General features: G+C 69.8%; 16 protein-coding genes and 4 tRNA genes. 8 read left to right on the top strand and 12 right to left on the bottom strand.

Translation table 11 applies throughout. From position 1 onward, the window contains the following. Window positions 1-94 precede the first annotated feature (94 nt). Window positions 95-169 (top strand) — tRNA-Asp (locus ABZO29_RS23420). A 325-nt stretch (window positions 170-494) separates the two neighbouring features. After that, window positions 495-689: a DUF6274 family protein gene (locus ABZO29_RS23415; RefSeq protein ID WP_367322137.1), complete on the top strand. Its 195-nt coding sequence runs from the start codon at window positions 495-497 to the stop codon at window positions 687-689. Window positions 690-1,150: 461 nt separating this feature from the next. Here the strand turns inward: ABZO29_RS23415 and bldC are convergent, their stop codons facing one another. Both bldC and ABZO29_RS23405 read right to left on the bottom strand, forming a co-directional pair. Next, the gene (bldC, locus tag ABZO29_RS23410) at window positions 1,151-1,357 is read right to left on the bottom strand and encodes a developmental transcriptional regulator BldC (RefSeq protein ID WP_003949541.1); all 207 of its coding nucleotides are present in this window, start codon (window positions 1,355-1,357) and stop codon (window positions 1,151-1,153) included. A 571-nt stretch (window positions 1,358-1,928) separates the two neighbouring features. After that, on the bottom strand, window positions 1,929-2,771 hold the full coding sequence (locus tag ABZO29_RS23405; protein ID WP_367322136.1) for a hypothetical protein: 843 nt from the start codon (window positions 2,769-2,771) through the stop codon (window positions 1,929-1,931). A gap of 226 nt (window positions 2,772-2,997) precedes the next feature. Here ABZO29_RS23405 and ABZO29_RS23400 point away from each other — a divergent pair, with 226 nt between their 5' ends. Both ABZO29_RS23400 and ABZO29_RS23395 read left to right on the top strand, forming a co-directional pair. Then, window positions 2,998-4,092 (top strand): Leu/Phe/Val dehydrogenase, encoded by a 1,095-nt coding sequence (locus ABZO29_RS23400; RefSeq protein ID WP_367322135.1) that lies wholly within the window; start codon window positions 2,998-3,000, stop codon window positions 4,090-4,092. Window positions 4,093-4,395: 303 nt separating this feature from the next. Continuing rightward, window positions 4,396-4,647 (top strand): DUF3073 domain-containing protein, encoded by a 252-nt coding sequence (locus ABZO29_RS23395; RefSeq protein WP_367322134.1) that lies wholly within the window; start codon window positions 4,396-4,398, stop codon window positions 4,645-4,647. A 72-nt stretch (window positions 4,648-4,719) separates the two neighbouring features. On the opposite strand, the gene purM is transcribed toward ABZO29_RS23395, so the two are convergent. From purM to purS, 7 genes are all read right to left on the bottom strand, one after another. Further along, complete coding sequence (gene purM / locus ABZO29_RS23390) at window positions 4,720-5,787, bottom strand: phosphoribosylformylglycinamidine cyclo-ligase (RefSeq protein WP_367322133.1); 1,068 nt, start codon at window positions 5,785-5,787, stop codon at window positions 4,720-4,722. Window positions 5,788-5,819: 32 nt separating this feature from the next. Then, on the bottom strand, window positions 5,820-7,349 hold the full coding sequence (gene purF, locus ABZO29_RS23385) for an amidophosphoribosyltransferase (protein ID WP_367322132.1): 1,530 nt from the start codon (window positions 7,347-7,349) through the stop codon (window positions 5,820-5,822). A 61-nt stretch (window positions 7,350-7,410) separates the two neighbouring features. Then, complete coding sequence (locus ABZO29_RS23380; RefSeq protein ID WP_367322131.1) at window positions 7,411-7,863, bottom strand: META domain-containing protein; 453 nt, start codon at window positions 7,861-7,863, stop codon at window positions 7,411-7,413. 37 nt (window positions 7,864-7,900) lie between these two features. Further along, window positions 7,901-8,698, bottom strand: coding sequence for a sterol carrier family protein (locus ABZO29_RS23375; protein ID WP_367322130.1), 798 nt, complete (start codon window positions 8,696-8,698; stop codon window positions 7,901-7,903). A 114-nt stretch (window positions 8,699-8,812) separates the two neighbouring features. Beyond that, window positions 8,813-11,071, bottom strand: a complete 2,259-nt coding sequence (purL, locus tag ABZO29_RS23370) for a phosphoribosylformylglycinamidine synthase subunit PurL (RefSeq protein ID WP_367322129.1) — start codon at window positions 11,069-11,071, stop codon at window positions 8,813-8,815. Further along, window positions 11,068-11,748, bottom strand: coding sequence for a phosphoribosylformylglycinamidine synthase subunit PurQ (gene purQ / locus ABZO29_RS23365; RefSeq protein WP_367322128.1), 681 nt, complete (start codon window positions 11,746-11,748; stop codon window positions 11,068-11,070). Before purQ ends, purL begins: the two co-directional genes overlap by 4 nt. Further along, window positions 11,745-12,008 (bottom strand): phosphoribosylformylglycinamidine synthase subunit PurS, encoded by a 264-nt coding sequence (purS, locus tag ABZO29_RS23360; protein WP_007383088.1) that lies wholly within the window; start codon window positions 12,006-12,008, stop codon window positions 11,745-11,747. Before purS ends, purQ begins: the two co-directional genes overlap by 4 nt. A 343-nt stretch (window positions 12,009-12,351) precedes the next feature. On the opposite strand from purS, the gene ABZO29_RS23355 reads away from it, so the two are divergent. The 4 genes from ABZO29_RS23355 to ABZO29_RS23340 all read left to right on the top strand — a co-directional run bounded on the left by ABZO29_RS23355 (window position 12,352) and on the right by ABZO29_RS23340 (window position 13,391). Continuing rightward, window positions 12,352-12,669: an Lsr2 family protein gene (locus ABZO29_RS23355; protein ID WP_367322127.1), complete on the top strand. Its 318-nt coding sequence runs from the start codon at window positions 12,352-12,354 to the stop codon at window positions 12,667-12,669. A gap of 169 nt (window positions 12,670-12,838) precedes the next feature. After that, a tRNA-Gly gene (locus ABZO29_RS23350) sits at window positions 12,839-12,910 on the top strand. Between the two features lie 80 nt (window positions 12,911-12,990). Continuing rightward, a tRNA-Gly gene (locus ABZO29_RS23345) sits at window positions 12,991-13,063 on the top strand. A 255-nt stretch (window positions 13,064-13,318) separates the two neighbouring features. Continuing rightward, window positions 13,319-13,391 (top strand) — tRNA-Gly (locus tag ABZO29_RS23340). Between the two features lie 44 nt (window positions 13,392-13,435). On the opposite strand, the gene ABZO29_RS23335 is transcribed toward ABZO29_RS23340, so the two are convergent. From ABZO29_RS23335 to ABZO29_RS23325, 3 genes are all read right to left on the bottom strand, one after another. After that, entirely contained in the window at window positions 13,436-14,335 is a 900-nt protein-coding gene (locus tag ABZO29_RS23335; RefSeq protein ID WP_367322126.1) for a phosphoribosylaminoimidazolesuccinocarboxamide synthase, read from the bottom strand. 123 nt (window positions 14,336-14,458) lie between these two features. Further along, a complete protein-coding gene (locus ABZO29_RS23330; RefSeq protein WP_367322125.1) occupies window positions 14,459-15,964 on the bottom strand; it encodes a N,N-dimethylformamidase beta subunit family domain-containing protein in 1,506 nt (501 codons plus the stop codon). Window positions 15,965-16,133: 169 nt separating this feature from the next. After that, on the bottom strand, window positions 16,134-17,927 hold the full coding sequence (locus ABZO29_RS23325; protein WP_367326211.1) for a hypothetical protein: 1,794 nt from the start codon (window positions 17,925-17,927) through the stop codon (window positions 16,134-16,136). Window positions 17,928-18,202 lie beyond the last annotated feature (275 nt).

Below are 18,202 nucleotides of genomic sequence, written 5' to 3'. Positions count from 1 at the left end.
GACCAGGGGCTCACCCTCCTGTACAGTCTCTTCTCGCAGCGCAACGCACGCGGTATCCAATATGCGACTCAGTCGCGGGGGCGCCGCAAAACCTGGTCCTGTGGAGCAGTTTGGAGTGCTCGCCACCCTGTCAAGGTGGAGGCCGCGGGTTCAAATCCCGTCAGGACCGCAGTGAGAAGAAGGGCCCGCACCCGACAAGGGTTGCGGGCCCTTCCCGCGTCGTCTGGAGGCTCCGCCCCCAGACCCCCGGCCCTTCGCCCACCCACCACCCGTCTCGGTCGGACAAGAGGTCACCCGTCAAACGGCCGTTCAGGCCGAAGCAGGGGTCCAGGGCGGCAGCCCCCGGCAACGGTCACCCGACGCCGGACAAGTCGCAGCCGAGGGGACTGAAGCCTCGGCCCCCGGCGAAGCCCACCGCGCCCTTGACGGCGTCACATTCGCCCGGTACCCAGAAATCAGGCCCCGTTCTCCGCAGGGCCCCCTGGAGGTGGCGTATGGCGGCATCGGCTAGGCACGAGACGCGGGCCCTGCTCCGCGCGCATCTGTCGGCCGCGTCGTCCTACGGGCATCTGACCCGCCGCTGCCCGATCTGCCATCACCTGCTGCGGCTGGCGATGGACTCGGCGGGACCGCGGGCGTCCGAGGTCTGCGACGAGGCCCTCGATGACGAAAGCCCCTCTCCCGCATGACCGTTGTGAAGCCCGCGGTCCTTTTAGCGCACACGCACCGGCACTAACAAGGACTCTGGCATGTGACGGGTGTCACCGCATGAGTTTCTGAAACCGCGGTTCTTACCCATCTCCTACAACTGGTCAATTTTATATGTGCAATTGCACCATCCGGGGAGAGGTGCCCAGGACCGTCCCAAGGGCATCCAGGGCGCATCCACAGGAGATCCGACACCCCTCCCCAGACTCCGACAAGGCCGCTCACGGAGCCCCCTGGCGGACCTGCCACAGACGCACAAAAAAGATCGCGCTGGACTCGGCGGAGTCCAGCGCGATCGACGACGCACCCTGTCGCTTGCCTAGAGAGCTCTAGATCTGTTGGGCGTGGGGCCTGTTGGGGCAGTACCCCGCGTCGCTTGGAGCTAGGGTTCCGGGCGCCTCGGCACGTTGGGGACCTGCCGGTTCGTCCGGTATTCAGTTGTTCAGGCCTCGCTGCGCTGCTGCGGAATGCCCGCGAGCAGTGCGCGGACCTCGGCCTCGCGGTAGCGGCGGTGCCCGCCGAGCGTGCGGATGGAAGTGAGCTTGCCGGCCTTCGCCCACCGCGTGACCGTCTTGGGGTCAACGCGGAACATCGTGGCGACCTCAGCCGGGGTCAGCAGCGGCTCGGCATCAGGGGTGCGAGCGGTCATGAGCGGCCTCCTCGGGAGAACCGAACCTTCTCGGTTCTTTCCTCTAAATTCTGCACCTTGACCCGCGTTGCCCGAAATGGTGGACGCGGGTCGAGTCGGTTATAGGACGAACGGCTTGTCCTCGGCACTACAACTACACCATCTGTCCAGCCGCGTCGGCCAAACTGATGGAATTGCCCCCCAGGTGTTCATCAGCGACGGAAGCCGATGGACCATGCCATAGCGGACAGTCACGCCACTGTGACGATCAGTCACAGGGCGATCAGGAGTCACCAGACCCCCCAAAGCGTGCAATGCTGAGATTCCGCCCACGCTGGAACACAGTTGGGCGGAAGGAGTCCTCCCCGGACTCCTTGTCCTATTTTGACATGAGGGTGGGCAAGGGGCGCAAGGGCCGCGTACGTGCCGTCCATCACCCTTGGGGCAAAAGCCCGGATCAGGGATCTACGTCCCGTCAGTTCCAGGAAGTGGCGTAGACCGTACGCCGATAGCGGCCGTCCCGGCCGTGACGTACGTCACGCACCGCTCTGCCTGTCGCGTGTGTCACACCGTCAGCGCGACGGTTTCTGCGTCAGTTCGCCGACCGCCGGTCCCGTACCGCCCGCCACCGCTCCACAAGCCGCCCGTACGCCTCGCCCGCCGCCGCCCCGTCACCGCTCCGCAGCGCCGCGATGCCCTCGGCCACGTCGGCCGCCGAGTGGTCGCCCTCCAGCTCGCCGGCCGGCAGCGTGTGCACCAGGCCGCCGTAGTCCAGCTCCACCAGGGAGCGCGGGTGGAACTCCTCCAGCCAGCGCCCCACGTCCACCAGGCCGTCGATGAGCGGCCCCTCGTCGATGGCGTCCTTCAGCGCCCGCAGGCCCCGCGCCACCCGGCGGCGCGCCTGCACCATCGGCGTGCGGTAGCGCAGCACGGGAGCCTCGTCGCCCGACCCCTTGTCGTACTCGCGCTCCTCGTCGGCGACCAGCACGAACCAGTTCAGCGGCACCTGCCAGGTCGCGGTGCGGATCCAGGGGCGGGCGTCGGGGTTGCGGGCGAGCCAGCGCTCGTAGTCCTGGGCGGCCTGGCGGCGTACGACCTCGGGCAGGACCGCGTCCAGGACCGGCCTCGGCAGCTCCTCCGCCAGCTCCCCCAGGGCCTGCCAGCCGCGCAGCCGGGTGCGCCAGGGGCACACGCACAGCACCCCGTCCACGTCGAGCACGAAGGCATCGCCGGACTCGTGCACCGGCACCGGGACGGGCGGGGTGGGCAGCAGGTCCGCCAGGGACCGGCGCAGCTCGTCCTGGTAGGAGGGGCGCTCGGGGCGGCGGGCGTAGCGCGCCCAGTGGGTGCGCTCCGGCTCCGGGAAGGCGGCCAGCGGCTCGTACACGCGCAGATAGGTCGCGTACGGAACGATCACCGAGGACACCTTGGGCACGCCTGCTCCCTCCCCCGCGGGCCGACCGGGAAACCTGGGGGAACCCGACCACAGACACGCGGGAAAACTATGCAAATCGTCGCACGGACATACTCCGTGAGTGGAAGATCCTGAGCACAGTGCGGCCGGTGGGCACAGACAGGCTCTAGTCTCATGCCAACGGGCCCCGCCACCCGCACGGGAGCCCGTCTCCAACCGCCGCTTTTTTACTTCAGGAGTCACCACCGTGACCGACGTAACCGACGGCGTCCTGCACACCCTGTTCCACTCGGACCAGGGGGGTCATGAGCAAGTCGTGCTCTGCCAGGACCGCTCCAGCGGCCTCAAGGCCGTGATCGCCATCCACTCCACCGCGCTGGGCCCCGCACTCGGCGGGACGCGCTTCTATCCGTACGCGAACGAGGCGGAGGCCGTCGCCGACGCGCTGAACCTCGCGCGCGGGATGTCGTACAAGAACGCCATGGCCGGACTGGACCACGGCGGCGGCAAGGCCGTGATCATCGGTGACCCCGACAAGATCAAGACCGAGGAGCTGCTGCTCGCCTACGGCCGGTTCGTCGCCTCGCTCGGCGGGCGTTACGTGACCGCCTGCGACGTCGGTACGTACGTCGCCGACATGGACGTCGTGGCCCGCGAGTGCCGCTGGACCACCGGGCGCTCCCCCGAGAACGGCGGCGCCGGCGACTCCTCCGTCCTCACCGCCTACGGCGTCTACCAGGGCATGCGGGCCTCCGCCCAGCACCTGTGGGGCGACCCCTCACTGCGCGGCCGCACGGTCGGCATCGCGGGCGTCGGAAAGGTCGGCCACCACCTGGTGGAGCACCTGCGGGCCGAGGGGGCCGAGGTGGTGATCACCGACGTGCGCGAGGAGGCCGTCCAGCGGATCCTCGACCGGCACCCGACGGGTGTGTCCGCCGTCGCCGACACCGATGCGCTGATCCGGGTGGAGGGCCTCGACATCTACGCCCCCTGCGCGCTGGGCGGGGCCCTGGACGACGACACCGTGCCAGTGCTGACCGCCAAGGTGGTCTGCGGCGCGGCCAACAACCAGCTCGCCCACCCGGGCGTGGAGAAGGACCTCGCCGATCGCGGGATCCTCTACGCCCCGGACTACGTGGTGAACGCGGGCGGGGTCATCCAGGTGGCCGACGAGCTGCACGGGTTCGACTTCGAGCGGTGCAAGGCGAAGGCCGCGAAGATCTTCGACACCACGCTGGCCATATTCGCACGTGCGAAGGCAGACGGTATTCCGCCCGCCGCGGCGGCCGACCGGATCGCCGAGCAGCGCATGCACGAGGCGGCCCGGGCGCGCGGTTGGTGACGTTCCGCGGAGGGGCGCCAGGGGTTTGACCGGTACCCGCCGGTGGGCAGTTAGAGAGAACTCTCACTTCCATCGGCGGGTCGCCTGCCAAGAAGTGGTTAAAATCGCGGTTGACCAGCGGGGACAGGGCGCCTCGCAGGTTCTGGGTCCAGGCACGTCATGCGGGCGACGTACCGTATGGGCGTGGGCTCAGGTACCGTGGAAGCCCTACGGACCGGTCTCTCCACGGAGAGCCCGTTCCGGATCATGAACGCGTGTCAAGACTCTGGGGCCGTCGAGCCCCGTCACCGAGGGGGTCGAGCCATGGGGCGCGGCCGGGCCAAGGCCAAGCAGACGAAGGTCGCCCGCCAGCTGAAGTACAACAGCGGCGGGACTGACCTGTCGCGTCTGGCCAGCGAGCTGGGCGCTTCGACTTCGAGCCAGCCTCCGAACGGCGAGCCGTTCGAGGACGACGAAGACGATGACCCGTACGCCCAGTACGCGGATCTCTACAACGATGACGATGAGGACGAGGACGACGAGTCCGGTCCCACGTCACAACGCCGCGGCGCTTGACGATTCAGCAGTGCCCGACCCGGTCCTGAGCGGTTCTCCGCCGGACCGGGTTTTGCGCTGCCTTTGCGCGTCTCAGCCGGCGTAGTCGCTGATCAGTGCCGCGCCCGTCGCGTGGTCGCCCCGGTCCGTGATCTCGCCGGCCACCCAGGCCTCGACCCCGCGGTCCGCCAGCGTCGCGAGTGCCACGTCCGCCGACTCCTCCGGCACGATCGCGATCATGCCGACGCCCATGTTGAGGGTCTTCTCCAGCTCCAGGCGTTCGACCTGTCCCGTCTTCCCGACGAGGTCGAAGACCGGCGCGGGCGTCCAGGTGGAGCGGTCGACTGTCGCGTGCAGTTCGTCGGGGATGACCCGGGCCAGGTTGGCGGCGAGTCCGCCGCCGGTCACGTGGCTGAAGGCGTGCACATCCGTGGTTCGGGTCAGCGCCAGGCAGTCCAGCGAGTAGATCTTGGTCGGCTCCAGCAGCTCCTCGCCGAGGGTGCGGCCGAACTCCTCGATGTGGGCGTCCAGCGCCAGGCCCGCCCGGTTGAGCAGAACGTGGCGGACCAGGGAGTACCCGTTCGAGTGAAGCCCGGACGCGGCCATGGCGATCACGGTGTCACCCTTGCGGATGCGATCCGGGCCGAGCAGCCGGTCGGCCTCCACGACGCCCGTACCGGCGCCGGCCACGTCGAAGTCGTCCTCGCCCAGCAGCCCCGGGTGTTCGGCCGTCTCGCCGCCCACCAGGGCGCAGCCGGCCAGCACGCAGCCCTCCGCGATGCCCTTGACGATGGCGGCCACACGCTCGGGGTGGACCTTGCCGACGCAGATGTAGTCGGTCATGAACAGCGGCTCGGCACCGCACACCACGATGTCGTCCATCACCATGGCGACCAGGTCGTGGCCGATGGTGTCGTAGACGCCCAGCTGACGTGCGATGTCGACCTTCGTGCCGACGCCGTCGGTGGCGGAGGCGAGCAGGGGGCGCTCGTAGCGCTTGAGGGCGGAGGCGTCGAAGAGGCCGGCGAAGCCGCCGAGGCCGCCGAGGACCTCGGGGCGCTGGGTCTTCTTCACCCACTCCTTCATCAGCTCGACGGCGCGGTCGCCCGCTTCGATGTCGACGCCCGCGGCTGCGTAGCTGGCACCAGTTGTCTCAGACATGACGGTGAGAACTTTCGTGTCGTACGGCGGTCTTACGGGCGACGGATCGCGTCGACCGCGGCCGGAGCGGCCGTGCCGGCCGCCAGCTCGGTCTCCAGGAGCTGCTTACCGAGCAGCTCGGGGTCCGGGAGCTCCATCGGGTACTCGCCGTCGAAGCAGGCGCGGCACAGGTTCGGCTTGGCGATGGTGGTCGCCTCGATCATGCCGTCGAGGGAGATGTACGCCAGGGAGTCGGCGCCCAGCGAGGTGCCGATCTCGTCGATCGTCATGCCGTTGGCGATGAGCTCGGCGCGGGTGGCGAAGTCGATGCCGAAGAAGCAGGGCCACTTCACGGGCGGCGAGGAGATCCGGATGTGGACCTCGGCCGCGCCCGCCTCGCGCAGCATGCGGACCAGCGCGCGCTGGGTGTTGCCGCGCACGATCGAGTCGTCGACCACGACCAGGCGCTTGCCCTTGATGACTTCCTTCAGCGGGTTCAGCTTGAGGCGGATGCCGAGCTGCCGGATGGTCTGCGAGGGCTGGATGAACGTGCGGCCGACGTAGGCGTTCTTGACGAGACCCGCGCCGAAGGGGATGCCCGAGGCCTCCGCGTAGCCGATGGCGGCGGGGGTGCCGGACTCCGGAGTCGCTATGACCAGGTCGGCCTCGACCGGGGCCTCCTTGGCGAGGCGGCGGCCCATCTCCACGCGGGAGAGGTAGACGTTGCGCCCGGCGATGTCGGTGTCCGGGCGGGCCAGGTACACGTACTCGAAGACACAGCCCTTGGGCTTCGCGTCCGCGAACCGGGAGGTACGCAGGCCGTTCTCGTCGATCGCCACGAACTCGCCCGGCTCGATCTCGCGGACGAAGCTGGCGCCCGTGATGTCGAGGGCGGCAGTCTCGGAGGCGACGACCCAGCCACGCTCGAGGCGGCCGAGGACCAGTGGGCGGATGCCCTGCGGGTCGCGGGCGGCGTACAGGGTGTGCTCGTCCATGAAGACGAGCGAGAAGGCGCCCTTGACCTGGGGAAGGACCGCGTGAGCGGCCTCCTCGATGGTCAGCGGCTTGCCGTCGGCGTCGACCTGGGCCGCAAGCAGTGCGGTGAGCAGGTCGGTGTCGTTGGTGGCGGCCACCCGGGTCGAGCGCCCGTTGGTGTCCTTCGGGAGGTCGGCGACCATGTCGGCGAGCTGCGCCGTGTTGACCAGGTTGCCGTTGTGGCCGAGCGCGATGGAGCCGTGCGCTGTGGCGCGGAACGTCGGCTGGGCGTTCTCCCACACGGAGGCGCCGGTGGTCGAGTAGCGGGCGTGACCGACCGCGATGTGACCCTGGAGCGAACCGAGCGAGGTCTCGTCGAAGACCTGGGACACCAGGCCCATGTCCTTGAAGACGAGGATCTGGGAGCCGTTGCTGACCGCGATACCCGCGGATTCCTGACCCCGATGCTGGAGGGCGTAGAGCCCGAAGTACGTGAGCTTGGCGACCTCTTCGCCCGGAGCCCAGACACCGAAGACGCCGCAAGCGTCCTGGGGGCCCTTCTCACCGGGGAGCAGGTCGTGGTTGAGTCGTCCGTCACCACGTGGCACGGCACCGAGTGTAGGCGAGATCGACCACTGGTCCGAATTGGGGATACGCGACCGTAATGGATCACTCGTCGGCGACGGCGTGCAGGCTGTCGCCGTTTTCGCTGGTCAGAGCGAGAGTGTCCTGATCCACTCGATAACTGAGCGTGCTGTTGAACAGGGTCAGCAGGCTCCGTTCGGTGGTCATGAGTGAGGTGTCGCACATCATTCGGGTGGTGGATGGGCTGCCCAGGGTGATATGTCCGTCGCTCACGGTGGCCCTGGCGTTGACGTGATTGCAGCCGAGCCTGCCGCCGACCTTGCCGGTCTTGTCGTCGAAGGTGAGATACGCGTCGCCTTCGACGCGCTGCGCCCTGCCGTCCACGGTGACGCTGTCGATGTTCCACTGCACGCCGGTGACGGGTCGCTCGGGTGCGACGGACCCGCTGCCGCCGGCCTGTTCGCTGCCGCAGGCCACCGCGAGCGGGACGAGGGCCGCGACGGCCGTCAGGATCCTGCCTTGCCTGTGCCTGTACATGTCGTTTCGACGGGGCACACGGGGTGTCCGGTTCCCTTTACGACATCAGCGGCAGCAACCCGCCCAGGTCCGCCCGCTCCCCGCTCGCGCTGACCTCGGCCGCCTCGACCGCGTCCTGCCACGCCACCCGCCCGGTGGCGAGCCGGATCCAGGTCAGCGGGTCGGTCTCGACGACGTTGGGCGGGGTGCCCCGGGTGTGCCGGGGGCCCTCGACGCACTGCACGACGGCGTACGGCGGGATCCGCACCTCGGTGGAGCCGCCGGGCGCCCTGGCGGCGAGCGCGTCGGCGAGGAGGCGGGTGCAGGCGGCGAGGGCCTGGCGGTCGTACGGGACGTCCAGGCCCGGGACGGCGGCGTTGAGGTCGTCGGTGTGGACGACGAGTTCGACGGTGCGGGTGACGAGGTAGTCGTCGAGGCGCATGGCTCCGGTGCGGGCGGCGAGCAGGCGGGTGCCGGGGGCGGTGGCGAGACGCTCGGTGAGGCGCTGCTCGGTGCGGGCGTAGAGCGCGTCGAGGTCGGGGTTGGCCGCGGCCAGCTCACGCGTGCCGCCGGCGATGTCGCCGGCCCGTGCGGCGGTGGCGAAGGGCCAGTCGAGGAGGGTGAGTTCCGCCTTCGGCGGCTCGTCCCGGTCGATGTTGCGGCTGACCGTCTCCACGGCCATGGTCACGTGCGCGGCGAGGTCACGGACGGTCCAGTCGCCCAGGCGCGTGGGCAGGGCGAGTTGCTCGGGGGTGAGCGTGCGTACGGCGTCCCGGACGTTCCCGAACTGGGCGAGAACCGCGGCGCGGATCTTGGCGGGGTCGTACGTACGGGTGCGTTTCTTCGCCGGGGGCATGACGGTGAGCCTATTGGCTTCTCGCTGGGGGGCGTTGTGGCCCGGGCGGTCACCCGAGCAAGGCCCCGCCCGTCGGAACGGGCGGGGCCTTCACCGTCGTACGGATGCCGTGCGTCAGACGAGGAGTGCCGGGATGGTCTCCTCGTGGGCCTTGCGCAGCTCCGCCAGGGAGAGCGCGAACTCGCCCTGGATGTCCACCGCGTCACCGTCCACCACACCGATGCGGGTGGCCGGCAGACCCCGTGCCCCGCACATGTCGTTGAAGCGGACCTCCTCGGAGCGCGGCACGGCGACGATCGCGCGTCCCGCCGACTCCGAGAAGAGGAAGGTGAAGGCGTCGAGCCCGTCCGGTACGACCAGACGCGCGCCCTTGCCGCCCAGCAGGGCGGATTCGACGACCGCCTGGACGAGGCCGCCGTCGGACAGGTCGTGCGCCGAGTCGATCATGCCGTCGCGGGAGGCCGAGATCAGGATCTCGGCGAGCAGCCGCTCGCGCTCCAGGTCGACCTCCGGCGGCAGGCCGCCGAGGTGGTCGTGGACGACCTGCGACCAGGCCGAACCGCCGAACTCCTCACGCGTGTCGCCGAGGAGGTACAGCAGCTGGCCCTCCTCCTGGAAGGCGACGGGCGTGCGGCGCGCGACGTCGTCGATCACGCCGAGGACCGCCACCACCGGCGTGGGGTGGATGGCCGCCTCGCCGGTCTGGTTGTACAGGGAGACGTTGCCGCCGGTCACCGGCGTGCCGAGCTGCTGACAGGCGTCGGCGAGACCACGGACGGCCTCCGCGAACTGCCACATCACCGCCGGGTCCTCGGGCGAGCCGAAGTTCAGGCAGTCGGAGACGGCGAGCGGCTTGGCGCCGGTCGTGGCGACGTTGCGGTACGCCTCGGCGAGGGCCAGCTGCGCGCCCGCGTACGGGTCGAGCTTGGCGTACCTGCCGTTGCCGTCGGTCGCGATCGCCACGCCGAGGCCCGTGGCCTCGTCGACGCGGATCATGCCGGAGTCCTCGGGCTGGGCGAGGACCGTGTTGCCCTGCACGAAGTGGTCGTACTGCGACGTGATCCACTTCTTGGAGGCCTGGTTGGGAGAGGCCACCAGCTTCAGGACCTGGCCCTTCAGCTCCTCGGAGCTCTGCGGCCGCGGCAGCTTCTTCGCGTCGTCGGCCTGCAGCTCGTCCTGCCAGGACGGGCGGGCGTACGGACGCTCGTACACCGGGCCCTCGTGCGCCACGGTCCGCGGGTCGACGTCGACGATCTTGCCGCCGTGCCAGTAGATCTCGAGGCGGTCGCCGTCGGTCACCTCACCGATGACGGTGGCGATGACGTCCCACTTCGCGCAGATCTCCAGGAAGCGGTCGACCTTCTCCGGCTCGACGACCGCGCACATGCGTTCCTGCGACTCGCTCATGAGGATCTCCTCGGGCGAGAGCGTCGAGTCGCGCAGGGGGACGTCGTCCAGCGTCACGCGCATGCCGCCGGAGCCGTTGGAGGCGAGTTCGGAGGTGGCGCAGGACAGGCCGGCCGCGCCGAGGTCCTGGATGCCGACGACCAGCTTCTCCTTGAACGCCTCCAGGGTGCACTCGATGAGGAGCTTCTCCTGGAACGGGTCGCCGACCTGCACGGCGGGGCGCTTGGAGGGCTTGGCGTCGTCGAATGTCTCGGAGGCGAGGATCGAAGCGCCACCGATGCCGTCGCCGCCGGTCCGGGCCCCGTACAGGATGACCTTGTTGCCCGCGCCGGACGCCTTCGCGAGGTGGATGTCCTCGTGCCGCATGACGCCGATGGCACCGGCGTTGACCAGCGGGTTGCCCTGGTAGCAGGCGTCGAAGACGACCTCGCCGCCGATGTTGGGCAGGCCCAGGCAGTTGCCGTAGCCGCCGATGCCGGCGACGACACCCGGCAGGACGCGCTTGGTGTCGGGGTGGTCGGCCGCACCGAAGCGCAGCGGGTCGACCACGGCCACCGGGCGCGCGCCCATCGCGATGATGTCGCGCACGATGCCGCCGACGCCGGTCGCGGCGCCCTGGTAGGGCTCCACGTACGAAGGGTGGTTGTGCGACTCGACCTTGAAGGTGACCGCGTAGCCCTGGCCGACGTCGACGACACCGGCGTTCTCGCCGATGCCCACGAGCAGGGCGTCGGACTGAGGGGCCTTCTCGCCGAACTGGCGCAGGTGGACCTTGCTGCTCTTGTACGAGCAGTGCTCGGACCACATGACCGAGTACATGGCGAGCTCGGCGCCGGTCGGTCGGCGCCCCAGGATCTCGACGATCCGCTCGTACTCGTCCTTCTTCAGGCCGAGTTCGGCCCAGGGCAGCTCGACGTCGGGGGTCGCGGCCGCGTGCTCGACCGTGTCCAGAGGCGTCCGGCTCATGCGTTGACCAGCTTCTTGAGGATCGAGGTGAAGAAGGGGAGGCCGTCCGTGCGGCCGGTGCCGATGAGCGGCTCCACGGCGTGCTCCGGGTGCGGCATCAGGCCCACGACGTTGCCGGCCTCGTTGGTGATGCCGGCGATGTCGTTGAGCGAGCCGTTCGGGTTGAAGTCCAGGTACCGGAACGCGACCCGGCCCTCGGCCTCCAGCTCGTCCAGCGTGTACTGGTCGGCGACGTACCGGCCGTCCATGTTCTTCAGCGGGATGTGGATCTCCTGGCCCTCGCTGTAGTCGCTGGTCCAGGACGTGGAGGCGTTCTCCACCCGCAGCTTCTGGTCGCGGCAGATGAAGTGCAGGTGGTCGTTGCCGAGCATTCCACCCGGGAGGAGGTGGGCCTCGGTGAGGATCTGGAAGCCGTTGCAGATGCCGAGGACCGGAAGGCCGGCCTTCGCCTGCTCGATGACGGTCTCCATCACCGGCGAGAAGCGGGAGATGGCGCCGGCGCGCAGATAGTCGCCGTAGGAGAAACCACCGGGGAGGACGACCGCGTCGACCTGGTGGAGGTCCTTGTCCTTGTGCCAGAGGGCGACCGGTTCGGCACCCGCGAGGCGGATCGCGCGCTGCGTGTCCCGGTCGTCGAGGCTGCCCGGGAAAGTGACGACGCCAATACGAGCGGTCACTTCGCGGCCTCCGCGACTTCCTCCACCTTGACGGTGAAGTCCTCGATCACGGTGTTGGCGAGGAAGGATTCCGCAAGATCATGGATGCGGGCGAGGGCGGCCTCGTCGACCGGCCCGTCAACTTCCAGTTCGAATCGCTTTCCCTGACGTACGTCGGAGATGCCGTCGAAACCCAGGCGCGGCAGTGCGCGCTGCACCGCCTGGCCCTGGGGGTCGAGGATCTCCGGCTTGAGCATGACGTCGACTACGACGCGTGCCACTGGCACTCCCGGTGTGTGGTGCTGAGCAGGTTCCTTCAGACTACCCGCACGAAATTTCTACGCGGGTAGAGTTGTAGGAAACTACGTGACCCCTGTCACGATCAGGTATCGGGCGGGGGTCTTCACGAAAAGTTCAGGGAAAGATCCCGGATCGATGCGTCGCACCTATTGCGCTGGGACACGCGGACAGATTTAGTCGGGCTTCACATTGCAATGCCGGGCACTGTACAAATGAATTGGCAATAGCCGATACTTTGCCCAATAACAGGCGGATAGTCGACATCTCCCGGACGTCTTGGCACGTCATCACGGATAGAGGTGTCGCACGAAGGGACCGATATTCGTGGCGCAGAAGGTCGTGGTCACTCTCTTTGACGACATCGACGGCTCGGAAGCGGCGGAAACGATCGCCTTCGGACTCGACGGCAAGTCGTACGAGATCGACCTGAATGAAGCCAATGCCAAGAAACTGCGTAAGGTGCTCGCGCCCTACGTGGAGGCCGGCCGCAAGCGGTCGAAGTCGGGCAAGGCGTACAAGCAGACGGAGGTCGCCCCGGACCCGGCGGCCGTCCGGGCCTGGGCCCAGGCCAACAAGATGGACGTTCCCGCGCGCGGGCGGATCCCGAAGAAGGTCTACGAGGCGTTCGCCGAGGCACAGTGAGCGTGCCTTGCGGCAGGTCCTCAGGGTCCGTCAGCGGGCCCTGAGGACAGCCGACTTGGCTGCCGTCGGGACCTCCGGAACAACCGACTTGCGCTACCCCCCTGCTGATCAGCTAGTGTCTGGAGCACGCCGCCGGGCGGGGCCGCAAAGCCCAGCTCACGGAGGCCACGCGGGTGTAGTTCAGTAGCAGAACATCCCCCTTCCAGGGGGAAGGCGCAGTGTGCGATTCCTGTCACCCGCTCTGGACCGCCGTCATGACCACTGTTGTGGATCAGGTAGGCTGGTGCTCGCACCGATCGGTGGGAGCCGGTCGGGGGCAATGCGGACGTAGCTCAGTTGGTAGAGCGCAACCTTGCCAAGGTTGAGGTCGCGAGTTCGAGCCTCGTCGTCCGCTCAGGAATGAGACCCCGGTCCAGTGGACCGGGGTCTCGCTTGTTGTCCAATGTTCTTGTGCCGTATACGGGAACGCAGTGACTGTCGACACAGGCAGGCACGAGCACGTGATCGAGATCACCATTTGCAGCCTCCGTGTGCACCGGCCGGAAGCAGACCAGCCGGAAGCGGGCCATGGTTGGCCGATCGGGCGATTCGGCCTGTGCTGGCCAACGACGCCAGGGGCGGTATAGTTGCTCTCGCGCCACGGCGCAATGCGGACGTAGCTCAGTTGGTAGAGCGCAACCTTGCCAAGGTTGAGGTCGCGAGTTCGAGCCTCGTCGTCCGCTCGGGAAGAAGACCCCGGTCCACCGGACCGGGGTCTTTCGCATCCCTAGCTCCAGCTCGTGCCCGTCAGACGCTCGTACGCCTCCACGTACTTCGCGCGGGTCGCGTCGACGACCTGCTGCGGCAGCTGCGGCGGGGGCTGCTCACTCCCCCGGTCCCAGCCGGAGGCGGGCGAGGTCAGCCAGTCGCGGACGAACTGCTTGTCGTACGACGGCTGCGCGCGGCCCGGCTGCCACTGGTCGGCCGGCCAGAAGCGGGAGGAGTCGGGGGTGAGGACCTCGTCGGCGATGACCAGGGTGTCGCCGTCGAAGCCGAACTCGAACTTGGTGTCCGCGAGGATGATCCCGCGTTCGCGGGCGATGTCCCGGCCGCGGGAGTACACGGCGAGGGTGGCCTGGCGCAGCTGGGCCGCGGTGTCGGCGCCGACCTGGCGGGCGACCTCCTCGTAGGAGACGTTCTCGTCGTGTTCGCCGACCGCTGCCTTGGTGGCCGGGGTGAAGATCGCGGCGGGGAGTTCGGAGCCGTCGACCAGGCCTTCGGGGAGGGCGAGGCCGCAGACCGTGCGGGACTCGTTGTACTCGAGCAGGCCGGAGCCGGTGAGGTAGCCGCGGGCCACGCACTCCACGGGGGCCATCTGCAGGGACTTGCAGACCAGCGTGCGGCCGGCCCAGTCGGCGGGGGCGTCGGCGGGCAGTTCCGTGCTCAGGACGTGGTTGGGGACGAGATCGGCGAGCTGGTCGAACCACCACACGGAGAGCTGGGTGAGGATGCGGCCCTTGTCCGGGATCTCGGTCGGCAGCACCCAGTCGAAGGCGGACAAGCGGTCGCTGGCGACCATCACGAGGTCGCCCGCCTCGTTCTGGTACAGCTCGCGCACCTTGCCGGTGTGCAGATGCACCAGGCCCGGCACCTGGATCGGCTCGGGCTTTTCGACGAATCCGGACACGGTTCCTCCCCGTGGTTGAAGACAACAAGGCGCCCGTAGGGCCCGAATAGGGTGGTGGTGGGCGACGGGTGGGCCCAAGTGGCTTGATTGTCCCGTATGAGCGACCGAGCCGCGGACTGGGGGTCAGTCGCGTTTGCAGATGCGGTCCAACAGGTTTGCGGTGGCCCGCTGGATGCGGGGGTCGACGCAGCCCGGGCGGTCCAGGGCCGGTGACCAGGCGAAGGTTCCGGACGCGAAGACCAGGGCGCCGGAGGGGGCGCGGTAGAGGGAGGTCTCGTGGTGGCGCCGGGCGCCCTCGCCGTCGGTGTACGGGGAGTGGGCGAGCAGGATGCGCTCCTCGTGCTCGGGGAGCGGCGTGCGCGGGAAGTAGCGGTCGGCCTCGCCCGCGACCAGGCCTTCGATCCCGTCCCCCTCGTGCGCGCCCGTCGCCTCCCACAGCCAGTGGCCTGCGTTTCGGACGATCATGGGATGGGGTTCGGGGACCCGGCCGGCGTACTGGATTCCGATGACCTGCTGCTCGGGGCGGTCGATCTCACGCCACAGGACGGGCCTGCCGGGCCCCTTGCGCTTGCGGCAGGTGAGCAGCCGGTCCGGGGTGCCGGACGGTGACGGGCCCAGCTCCACCTGCCAGTACATGGCGTTGGAGGAGAGGAAGACGAGGGACGTGCCGTGCTCGCGGGCGAGTTCGACGGTGCGGCGCATCTGCGTCGACCAGTACTCGTCGTGGCCGGGGAAGACCAGGCCGCGGTAGCGGGTGGGGTCGACGCGGCCGGCGTGCAGGTCGCGGGCGTCGGCATAGGCGAGGTCGTAGCCGTAGCGCTCGGCGAAGCGGATGACGTCGTAGGCGTGGCCGACGTGCAGGGGCAGGCCCGCGCCCGCGTACGGGCGGTCGAAGGAGACCGTGGTCGCGGCGTCGGCCTCGCCCAGCAGACGGCCCTCCTCGTCCCACGCGTGGTAGAGGCTGGCGCCGGTGTGGCCGTCCTCCGGGTAGAGGTTGTAGGCCTGCCAGGTGATGTCGGGCAGCAGGAGGAGCAGGTCCGCCGGGTGGTTGTCGCGGACCGTGAAGGGGATGTGGGAGCGGTAGCCGTCGGCGGTGGTCAGGACGGCGACGTACGCGCCGATGTTCCAGTACGACGGGATCTGCAGGCGCCACGACAGCCACCAGTGGTGGCAGGAGACCGTGCGGTCGGCGGTCAGCGGCGGGGGCTGGACGATGCCGGAGAGGCGGGGGCTGGTGGTGATCTTGGCGGCCCCGTCACCGCCGTAGTGGCCGATGCGGTAGATGTCGACGCTGAATTCCTGGGGCGGGTCGACGGTGATGTGGAAGTCGACGGCCTCGCCGGGGGCGACCGCGCCGGTGGAGGTGAAGCCCTTGATCTGGCGGCGGACGTCGTCGGCGGAGCGCGGGCCTCCGGCGGAACGCGGGGCAGGGACCCTGGGGGCGGTGGCCGTGTGACCTGGGGCCGTGTGACCTGGGGCCGGGTCCACGTACCAGGGGACGACCTGGCCGTTGTCGTCGAAATAGGTCTCGCCGCCGCGGAGCCACGGGACGGGGCCCTGGCCGAAGGGATCCGTCACCGCGTGCGCCAGCGCTCCCGACTCCCAGCGGCGGATGTGTTCCGACCCCATGGTCGCCCCCCTCCCTCGAACCCCCGCGGCCTTTTGCCGTGCGCCCGTCGTCTGTCGCAAGCCCTTGCCATGGGCGCGATCGGTCCCAGCACATCACATTCCGCACGCACACTGTCACTGTTCGTTGCGAATTGGCCGAAAGTGGAAGCGGGGGGTCCGGTCAACCGCGTCAGACGAGACGTACCGGCTTCTCCGGCCGTACACCCAGCTTGACCAGCCAGGCCCGCAGCGGGGCCGGGTCCCCCTCCTCTATGAGGCTCAGGACTCTGGGGCCCAGATCGGCCGCGCGCTCGCCGTTGACGAGAAGGGACGGGCCGTCGAGCCAGTCGAGGCCCGGGGTCGCGCCGACGGTGTCCATCGCGGCGCAGCACACCATCGCCGTGACGTGGTCGGCCAGGAGCTCGCGGGGGGTGCGTGGGGGCTGGAGCGGGAACAGGGGGAGCGCGCCGTCGTCCCAGAGGGCGGTGTCGGGGCCGCTGCCCTGGCCGGGTGAGCCTGGCGGGGGCGCGCTTGCGGACGGTGCGGACTCCTCGCGGGCGAGCTCCGCGGTGAGGCCGGCGGCGAGGGCGGCGCTGTGTCCGCTGCCGGCGGAGGCTTCGTCGTCGGTCTGGTCGTCGGTCTGGTCGTCTGTGCGCGGGAGGTCGTCCTGGTCCTCCGTGCGCGGGTGGGGGCCGGCCGGGGCCTCCGGGGCGGTCAGGTGGTCCATGACCCGGGCCAGGGTGGGGGCGTGCGGGGAGGCGGGGCCGGCGGAGCGCCGGACGCCGAGGGCGTCCAGGACGCGGTGGAGACGGGCGGCGTCCGTACGCCACTTGCGGTCGACGACCTCGTCCGGGTACTCCTGCCAGTCCACCGGGGACCAGTCCGGGCCGTGCTCGGCGGGGCCGCCGTGGAAGAGCCGGGCGGCGAGGAGCGAGGCGGCCTCGTCGACCGCGCCGGGCTCTTCGAGCAGGTCGCAGGCGGGACGCTCGCCCAGCCGGGAGGCGAAGCCCTCGGCCAGACGGTCGCGGCGGGACAGCTCGGTGAGGGCGGCCACGACGCCCGCGTCCAGCCGGGACGGCCAGCGGCCCATCCGCCAGGCGGGCAGCGCGACCCGGGTGAGCAGACGGTCCCAGCCCGCGTACGCCAGTCCCACTTGCTCCTGCGCGACGATCCGCAGACCGTAGTCCACAGCCTGTGCACGCTCGGCGGCCGCCGCGGCCACCCCCCGCTCCATCTCGGCCGCGTGCACCCGGCAACTGCGCAACAGCAGACGGGCGACCCAGCCGACGCCCGCGCAGGCCAGGCGGATGCCGGGGCAGCGGCCGGGCGTGGCGGCCACGGCCACCGCCGCGTCCAGCCCGCGGACGAAGCGGCGGGCGGCGGCTATGTCCGGGTGCGCGGACGGTCCCGTACCGGCGACCACCGGGGCGAGGACGGCGCGCAGCTCGCCGACGCGCATCCACCACAGGAAGGGGGAGCCGATGACGAGGACGGGCGCTGTGGTCGTACGACGGTGGTGCAGACCGCCGCCCGATCCGATGCCCGCTATCTCGTCGCGGTGCTCGGGCGGGGGCGGGCCGTGGGCCGGGTGGGTGCGGTCCTCGAGCCAGCTGTCGCAGTCCGGGGTGAGCGCTATGGCCGACGGGGCGGGCACGTCGAGGCGGTCGGCGAGGTCGCGCACCAGCCGGTACAGATCGGGGGCCGCTTCCTCGGCGATCGGGACCGTGGGGCTCACGGCGGGGCGGGCCCGGGCGACGACGAGGGCGATCACGCCGGCCGCGAGCAGTACGAGGACCGCCGCGACGGACACCACCCAGCGGGCGACGTCCCAGCCATGGCCGAGCAGATGGCCGGTGGAGCCGCCGGCGAGCAGGATCACGGCGGCGGCCGCGGGCAGCACGGCGACGGCCAGCGCCCGGCTGCGGATGCGCAGCACGGCGAGGGCCCGGGCACGCGCGGCGTGCGCACCCGCTTCCACACCCATGCCCGTCACGACCGGACCACACCCCCTCCCTGCTGTCCTGTCGCTTTCCTGGCGTTGCTCACTCCCCCACTGTGGCACCCACCACAGACATCGCAATGCCGGTGGGCCAAGTGCCGGAACACTTGCGCCGCACCATAGTTGGGGCCTGCGCCCCCGTCAGCCGTATGGGGCATCGGTCACTCGATGGAATGGGTTTGGGAGAGGTGGATGACGGAGGGCAAGGATCAGGCCCCGGTTCCTGAGACGGATCCGGGGCCTGCGGGGTTCATCGGAAA

Origin of the sequence: Streptomyces sp. HUAS ZL42 (assembly GCF_040782645.1) — a bacterium.
Taxonomy (GTDB): domain Bacteria; phylum Actinomycetota; class Actinomycetes; order Streptomycetales; family Streptomycetaceae; genus Streptomyces.
Note: the sequence above shows the minus strand (reverse complement) of the source record. Positions and strands in the feature narration are given on the sequence as shown.